General features: G+C 46.3%; 5 protein-coding genes. 3 read left to right on the top strand and 2 right to left on the bottom strand.

Annotated features, from left to right (window positions below):
- Nucleotides 1–280: 280 nt before the first annotated feature.
- The 3 genes from rsfS (at nt 281) to A3GK_RS0105090 (ending at nt 4204) form a co-directional block, all read left to right on the top strand.
- Nucleotides 281–670, top strand: coding sequence for a ribosome silencing factor (gene rsfS / locus A3GK_RS0105100; RefSeq protein WP_021903082.1), 390 nt, complete (start codon nt 281–283; stop codon nt 668–670).
- 22 nt (nt 671–692) lie between these two features.
- Nucleotides 693–2723: an ATP-dependent zinc metalloprotease FtsH gene (ftsH, locus tag A3GK_RS0105095; protein ID WP_018028398.1), complete on the top strand. Its 2031-nt coding sequence runs from the start codon at nt 693–695 to the stop codon at nt 2721–2723.
- 98 nt (nt 2724–2821) lie between these two features.
- The gene (locus tag A3GK_RS0105090; protein ID WP_018028397.1) at nt 2822–4204 is read left to right on the top strand and encodes a tyrosine phenol-lyase; all 1383 of its coding nucleotides are present in this window, start codon (nt 2822–2824) and stop codon (nt 4202–4204) included.
- A gap of 151 nt (nt 4205–4355) precedes the next feature.
- Here A3GK_RS0105090 and A3GK_RS0105085 read toward each other — a convergent pair whose 3' ends face one another.
- Nucleotides 4356–5021 (bottom strand): DNA alkylation repair protein, encoded by a 666-nt coding sequence (locus A3GK_RS0105085; RefSeq protein WP_244860725.1) that lies wholly within the window; start codon nt 5019–5021, stop codon nt 4356–4358.
- A gap of 20 nt (nt 5022–5041) precedes the next feature.
- A complete protein-coding gene (locus A3GK_RS0105080) occupies nt 5042–6706 on the bottom strand; it encodes a formate--tetrahydrofolate ligase (RefSeq protein WP_018028395.1) in 1665 nt (554 codons plus the stop codon).
- Between the last annotated feature and the right edge of the window lie 10 nt (nt 6707–6716).

Here is a 6716-nt window from a genome sequence, read left to right as displayed (position 1 = left end):
GAGAATGTTGCACGAAGTGCCATTCTCGCACATTTGATTTAAATGTGCAGAGACTTTGCACGAAGGATGAGATGCAAGGCGCTGAGGGTGAGGGTGCTGGGAGCGTACTCACGTACGTGACCGAGCCCGAATCCCGAAAGCAACGTAGCAGATCGCCTTCGTGCAACAGTCTCCAGAGGGGTAATCCTATCTCTACTACTAATAAAGTAAAAAGAAGTGGCAATTGGCACTGCGACGGTTATTTTTTGGTACATTTGTGGAATGTAAAATTTAAGTATCAGTGACAGAACGTAATCACCCATTGAAAACATCAAATAAGACAACAATAGCGCTTACAGAAGCTATCGTGGAGGGAATCAAGGAGAAGAAAGGTAAGCACATCACTCTCATAGATATGAGGAGTGTGGAGGAGGCTTTTTGTGACTATATGATAGTGGCAGAAGGCAATACGGCAACGCAGGTAGGTGCCCTCGAAGGGGCGGTATGGGATAAGGTGCTCCAGCTGACAGGCGAAAAACCAATACACACCCATACAGGATCAGGTGAGTGGATAGCTATGGACTACGTAGATGTAGTGGTTCATATCATGGTGCCTGAGCTTAGAAACTACTACGGGCTGGAGCAAATGTGGGCAGATGCAAAGCAGACAATCATCCCTGATGAGGAGTAAGTAAAAAAGAAATAACAAGGTCATGGCACTACAACAAAATAATCCAAAAAACTCTCCAAATCGAAAGAAGAAAAAGGGATTTGGACTGGGATGGGTTTATACCCTGATGCTACTCTCAATTTTGGGGATTTTGCTTTTCTCAAATGGTTCTAGTGGAGAAGAGGTGGAGTGGAGCCGTTTTCAAGCGATGCTCCAAGATGACCTCTTTGAAGAGGTGACGGTATATAGCTCTAAAGGCACTGTGCATGCTGTAGTCAAAAAGGAGGCTGAGTCAAAAGTAAAGAAGTACCAAATTGCTAGTAAGGAAAAGGATCAGAAGCGTCCTTCCCTACTCTCTAAGATTGAGGTGACGTCGGAGATTCCTGGAGCCGGTGCTTTCAATGACCTCTATCAGGAGATCATGGCGGGGAAGAAGCCTATCTCGGCCAAGGTCTCTTATGTCAATAACACCGCTAATTTGCTCAATATCATTATTAGCTTCTTGCCCCTTTTGATTATTATATTCTTTTGGGTCTGGATGAGCCGACGCATGATGGGCAACATGGGTGGAGGCTCAGGTGGCTCTGGAGGTGGCATATTTAATGTAGGCAAGTCTAAAGCACAGCTATTTGATGCCGAGAATAGAGTGAAGGTCACTTTCAAAGATGTGGCAGGACTAAGTGGCGCAAAGCAGGAGGTGGAGGAGATTGTTCACTTCCTTAAGGAGCCTCAGAAGTACACTGAATTGGGAGGTAAAATACCTAAGGGAGCTCTGCTTGTAGGACCTCCAGGAACTGGTAAAACACTCCTTGCAAAGGCAGTAGCTGGAGAAGCGGGGGTGCCATTCTTCTCGCTCTCGGGCTCAGACTTCGTGGAGATGTTTGTGGGTGTGGGTGCCTCAAGAGTTAGGGACCTATTCAAAACGGCCAAGGAGAAGTCGCCAAGCATCATCTTTATTGATGAGATCGATGCCATCGGTAGAGCAAGAAGCAAGAACGCAGGCTTTAGTGGCAATGATGAGCGTGAGAATACGCTCAACCAACTGCTTACTGAAATGGATGGTTTTGGCACTAATAGCGGGGTGATTATCCTCGCTGCGACCAACCGTGTAGACATTCTAGATAAAGCACTCCTTAGAGCAGGTCGTTTTGACCGCCAGATTAGTGTGGAGCTACCAGATGTGCATGAGCGGAAGGAGATTTTCCAAGTGCATATGCGTCCGCTTAAGATGGATGATACGGTGGATATTGACCTACTCTCTCGTCAGACGCCAGGATTCTCGGGTGCCGACATTGCCAATGTTTGTAATGAAGCAGCACTACACGCCGCAAGGGCCAATAAGTCGGTGATCCAAGGGTCGGACTTTATGAGTGCCATTGATAGGATCGTGGGCGGTCTGGAGAAGAAAACCAAAATCACCACGGAGGAGGAGAAGCGAGCTATCGCAATCCACGAGGCGGGTCACGCTACAGTTAGTTGGCTTCTAGAGCATGCCAATCCATTGATCAAAGTCACGATTGTGCCACGTGGGCGCTCACTCGGTGCTGCGTGGTATCTTCCTGAAGAGCGACAGATCACAACTACGGAGCAACTACTGGATGAGATGTGTGCTACACTAGGAGGTAGAGCAGCTGAATTTGTCACTTACGGGAAGATCTCTACAGGGGCAGCCAATGACTTGATGAAGGTAACAAGGATGGCACAAGCTATGGTCACCTACTTCGGTATGAGTGAGAAGCTCCCAAATATCAACTATGAGGATAACCAAAATGAATATGGATTTACAAAGCCTTATAGTGAAGCAACGGCTAAGATGATCGATGAGGAGGTACTACAAATCATCAATACTCAGTATGAGCGTGCTAAGCAGATACTTATGGAGCATAGAGACGGGCACCAAAAGATTGCTGACTTGCTCTTTAGTAGAGAGGTGATTTTCACCGAAGATGTGGAACAAATCCTTGGTAAAAGACCGTGGAAGTCGAGGGCAGATCAATTGCTTGATGCGGAAAATAAGTCAAAAGAGCAGGAGCCTACAATAGAAACCCCTACTGAGGCAACGGAAAAGGAGTAGTTTTTACAGTCTAAATAGTTGGGTGGTTGGAAGAATAATAGTATATTTGAGGCAGACTGGAGATAGTTATTTTATTAACTCTTAAACCTAAAACAAATATGCTAGACCTAAACAAGTATCCAGCCGAGCCTTTTAGAATTAAGGCTGTAGAAACTGTGAAGATGAATTCGCTCGAGGAGCGAAAAAGACTTATCAAGGAAGCAGGTTACAACACCTTCCTACTCAATTCGGAAGATGTTTATATTGACCTGCTGACCGACTCTGGAACCAATGCGATGAGCGACAAGCAGTGGAGTGGACTGATGATTGGTGACGAAGCCTATGCAGGAAGTCGCAATTTCCATCACCTTGAGGAGACCGTTCAAGACATTTTTGGTTTTAAGCACTTAGTGCCTACGCACCAAGGTCGTGGTGCAGAGAACATCTTAAGTCGTATTGCCATTAAGCCAGGACAATATGTGTTGGGTAATATGTACTTTACCACTACTCGCTACCATCAAGAAGCCAATGGGGCTATCTTCTTGGATATTATCCGTGATAAGGCACACGATGCCTCTTGCTCTATTCCTTTCAAGGGGGATATCAACCTAGAGAAGTTAGAGCAGATCATCAAGGAAAAGGGAGCGGAAAACATCGCCTATGTTTGCCTTGCAGTAACGGTAAACCTCGCTGGTGGACAGCCAGTCTCAATGAAGAATATGCGAGAGGTGCGGAATATCTGCAATAAGTATGGGGTGAAGGTCTTTTTCGATGCAACACGTTGCGTAGAGAATGCCTACTTTATCAAAGAGCAGGAGGAGGGCTATGCCGATAAGACCATCAAGGAGATTGTGCGTGAGATGTTTAGCTACGCCGATGGCTGCACCATGAGTGGTAAGAAGGATTGTATCGTGAATATTGGTGGATTCCTCTGTATGAATGATGAGGAGCTATTCCAAAAAGCCAAGGAACTAGTGGTAGTATTCGAGGGAATGCCAAGCTACGGAGGTATGGCTGGTAGGGATATGGAAGCTATGGCAATAGGGCTCAAGGAATCACTTCAATTTGAGTACATTGAGCACCGCATTCGCCAAGTACGTTATCTTGGTGACCTACTCCGTGAGGGAGGGGTACCTATCGTAGAACCCACTGGAGGGCATGCTGTATTTATTGATGCACGTCGTTTCTGTCCGCACCTAACACAAGACCAATTCCCAGCACAGGCACTCGCTGCAAATCTATATGTAGAGGGCGGCGTACGCTCTATGGAGAGGGGAATTGTAAGCGCAGGTAGAGATCCTAAGACCAGGGAAAACCATAGGCCAAAGCTCGAGACAGTACGTCTCACCATTCCAAGACGAGTTTACACCTATGCACATATGCAGGTGGTAGCAGAGTCGGTGATCAAGCTTTATCGCCACGCTGAGACGATCAAGGGGCTACGATTCACCTACGAGCCTCATCAGCTTCGGTTCTTCACCGCACGCTTTGAAGAGATTTAACTAAAACACTTCATATAATAGGGGAGTAGAGCTAATTCCACAGCTCTACTCCCCTCCTCTAATATCCACCCACCCAAATGAGCACGAAATAAGTCGCCATCCACTATGAAAGACTGTTACAAGACCGGTACTGCATTCTTTTTAGAGTTTATTAGTGGTAACGAAGCGACTCACGTAGCTTCTGGAGATATCGCTTTTTGAGTGAAGGGTTAGAAATCACAGGCGAGACCTCTGGGTGGGTCAGCTTGATTTCGGCAAGCAACCACGCATTAGCCATCTCCACATAGTAGGCAGAATCATTTTCTAGTAGGGCAATATGCTGTAGCACTTGCTCGACACTGACCAGCTCTTGTCGCAGCAGTGGAAAGTAAGCAACGATGGAGAGCCTACGAGCGAACTCATTTGGACTAGTTGCAAACTTCTTAGTGGACAAAAGCACCTCTTCAAGGCTCCATAATTTGGCAAAATGTCCAAGCACCTCTTGGTATAGGTCTGATACAGCCCATCCGTCGCATAGCGAATAAAGCACTGGGATAGTTTTTCCGACTTCATCCTCTTGCGTCACCTCCTTTAATACCAGTCCTAATAACAGTTTGTACTCATACCATCTTTTTGCAAGAGGGTATAGAAGTGTAATAGCACCATCGGAAGTTAGATACTTGGAAAGTTTATGGGCTATTCGTCGTACCACTGGCATCCGTATTCCCAGAATACTATCTGGATAGCAAGAAACCTTTAGCTTGGTATTGAAAGACTTATAAGATAGGTCGGCAGTAGAGCGAAACTCGTCGAGGAGTTGCTCTACTGCCGATCTCATTTCTTGGTCAGTACAAGGCATTAGCTAAGGCCGTGGATCACACCATCCACCAAATCCATCTTCATAGCAGCTGGCTCCTTAGGCAGACCAGGCATACGCATGATGCTACCCATAATCACCACTACCAGCTCAGCACCAGTATTCACCACCACGTCCTGTACGTTGAGCTCAAAGTTATCAGGAGCACCGAAGCGCTTAGCATCATCGGTAAATGAGTACTGAGTCTTGGCAATACATACTGGGAACTTATCAAATCCCTGCTCCTCGAGCTTCTTAATCGCCTTCATCGCCTTCGTCTCATAATTGACGTGCGATGCTCTGTAGATATTCTTGGTGATCGCATCTACCTTCTCCTTGATAGACATCTCATTGTCGTACAAGAATTGTAGAGGCTTAGAAGGGTTATTGTCAATGGTATCTACCACCACCTTTGCAAGCTCTACGGCACCCTCACCACCTTCGCCAAACGCAGTATTCACTGCAAATGGTAGGTTGTTCTGCTCACAGTGCTCTCTAATCAGGGCAATCTCGTTATCCGTATCAGTGGGGAAGCGGTTGATACAAACCACTACACTCTGCCCAAACTTACGGAGGTTCTCCACATGGCGATCCATATTGCCAAAGCCCTTCTTCAGCGACTCAAGGTCTTCAGCCTTAAGGTTCTTCTCATCGGCACCACCATGTAGCTTCAATGCCTGAGCAGTAGCTACCAGCACACTTGCCTTTGGTTGTAGCTTAGCGTGACGACACTTAATATCAAAGAACTTCTCACCACCTAGGTCGGCACCGAAGCCAGCCTCCGTGATAGCATATTCGCCATACTTCAAGGCCATCTTAGTAGCCATTACCGAGTTACAGCCGTGTGCAATATTAGCAAATGGACCACCATGGATAAAGGCAGGAGTATTCTCCGTTGTTTGCACCAAGTTAGGGTTAATAGCATCCTGCAGAAGGATAGTAAGTGCACCACCGCAACCAAGGTCCTTTACTCTAAATGGCGAACCATCCTTTAGATAACCCACAAGGATATTATCAAGTCTTCTGCGGAGGTCCTTGATATCTGTAGCCAGACAAAGGATTGCCATAATCTCAGAAGCTGGAGTAATATCAAATCCAGTTTCACGAGGCACACCATTACCTACCCCACCAAGACCAGTAATCACATTACGTAGATTACGATCGTTCACATCAAGCACACGCTTCCAAACGATGCTGCTGAGGCCCTCAGGCTTATTTCTATTCTGATAAGCATAGTTATCCACAAGTGCGGCAAGCGTATTATTCGCCGAAGTAATAGCATGGAAGTCACCAGTAAAGTGGAGATTGATCTGATCCATAGGTAATACCTGTGCATATCCACCTCCAGCAGCACCACCCTTCATACCAAATACTGGTCCGAGTGATGGCTCTCTCAATGCTACAAAAGCCTTCTTTCCTATCTTGTTAAGTCCAAGTGCTAGTCCAATAGATACTGTTGTCTTACCGATACCCGCTTTGGTTGGAGTAATAGCTGTTACAAGAATCAGGTTACCCTCATCGTGCTTTTCCTCAAGGAGAGTGCTATCCACCTTAGCCATATACTTTCCATAGGGGGATAGTCGATCCTCTGGGATACCGGCTTCCTCAGCAATTAGGTCAATCTTCTTCAGTTTCGCTTCTCTTGCGATTTCGATGTCTGTCTTCATAAGTTAGTTA

The sequence above is a fragment of the Porphyromonas somerae DSM 23386 genome (assembly GCF_000372405.1).
GTDB lineage: Bacteria > Bacteroidota > Bacteroidia > Bacteroidales > Porphyromonadaceae > Porphyromonas_A > Porphyromonas_A somerae.
The sequence above is the reverse complement of the archived record's forward strand: the minus strand, read 5'-3'. Positions and strand labels throughout refer to the sequence as shown.

Bases quoted from the DNA above. Each gene is read 5' to 3' on its own strand.
- ftsH (WP_018028398.1), top strand. From the start codon at position 693: ATGGCACTACAACAAAATAATCCAAAAAACTCTCCAAATCGAAAGAAG.
- A3GK_RS0105090 (WP_018028397.1), top strand. From the start codon at position 2,822: ATGCTAGACCTAAACAAGTATCCAGCCGAGCCTTTTAGAATTAAGGCT.
- A3GK_RS0105085 (WP_244860725.1), bottom strand. From the start codon at position 5,021: ATGAGATCGGCAGTAGAGCAACTCCTCGACGAGTTTCGCTCTACTGCC.
- A3GK_RS0105080 (WP_018028395.1), bottom strand. From the start codon at position 6,706: ATGAAGACAGACATCGAAATCGCAAGAGAAGCGAAACTGAAGAAGATT.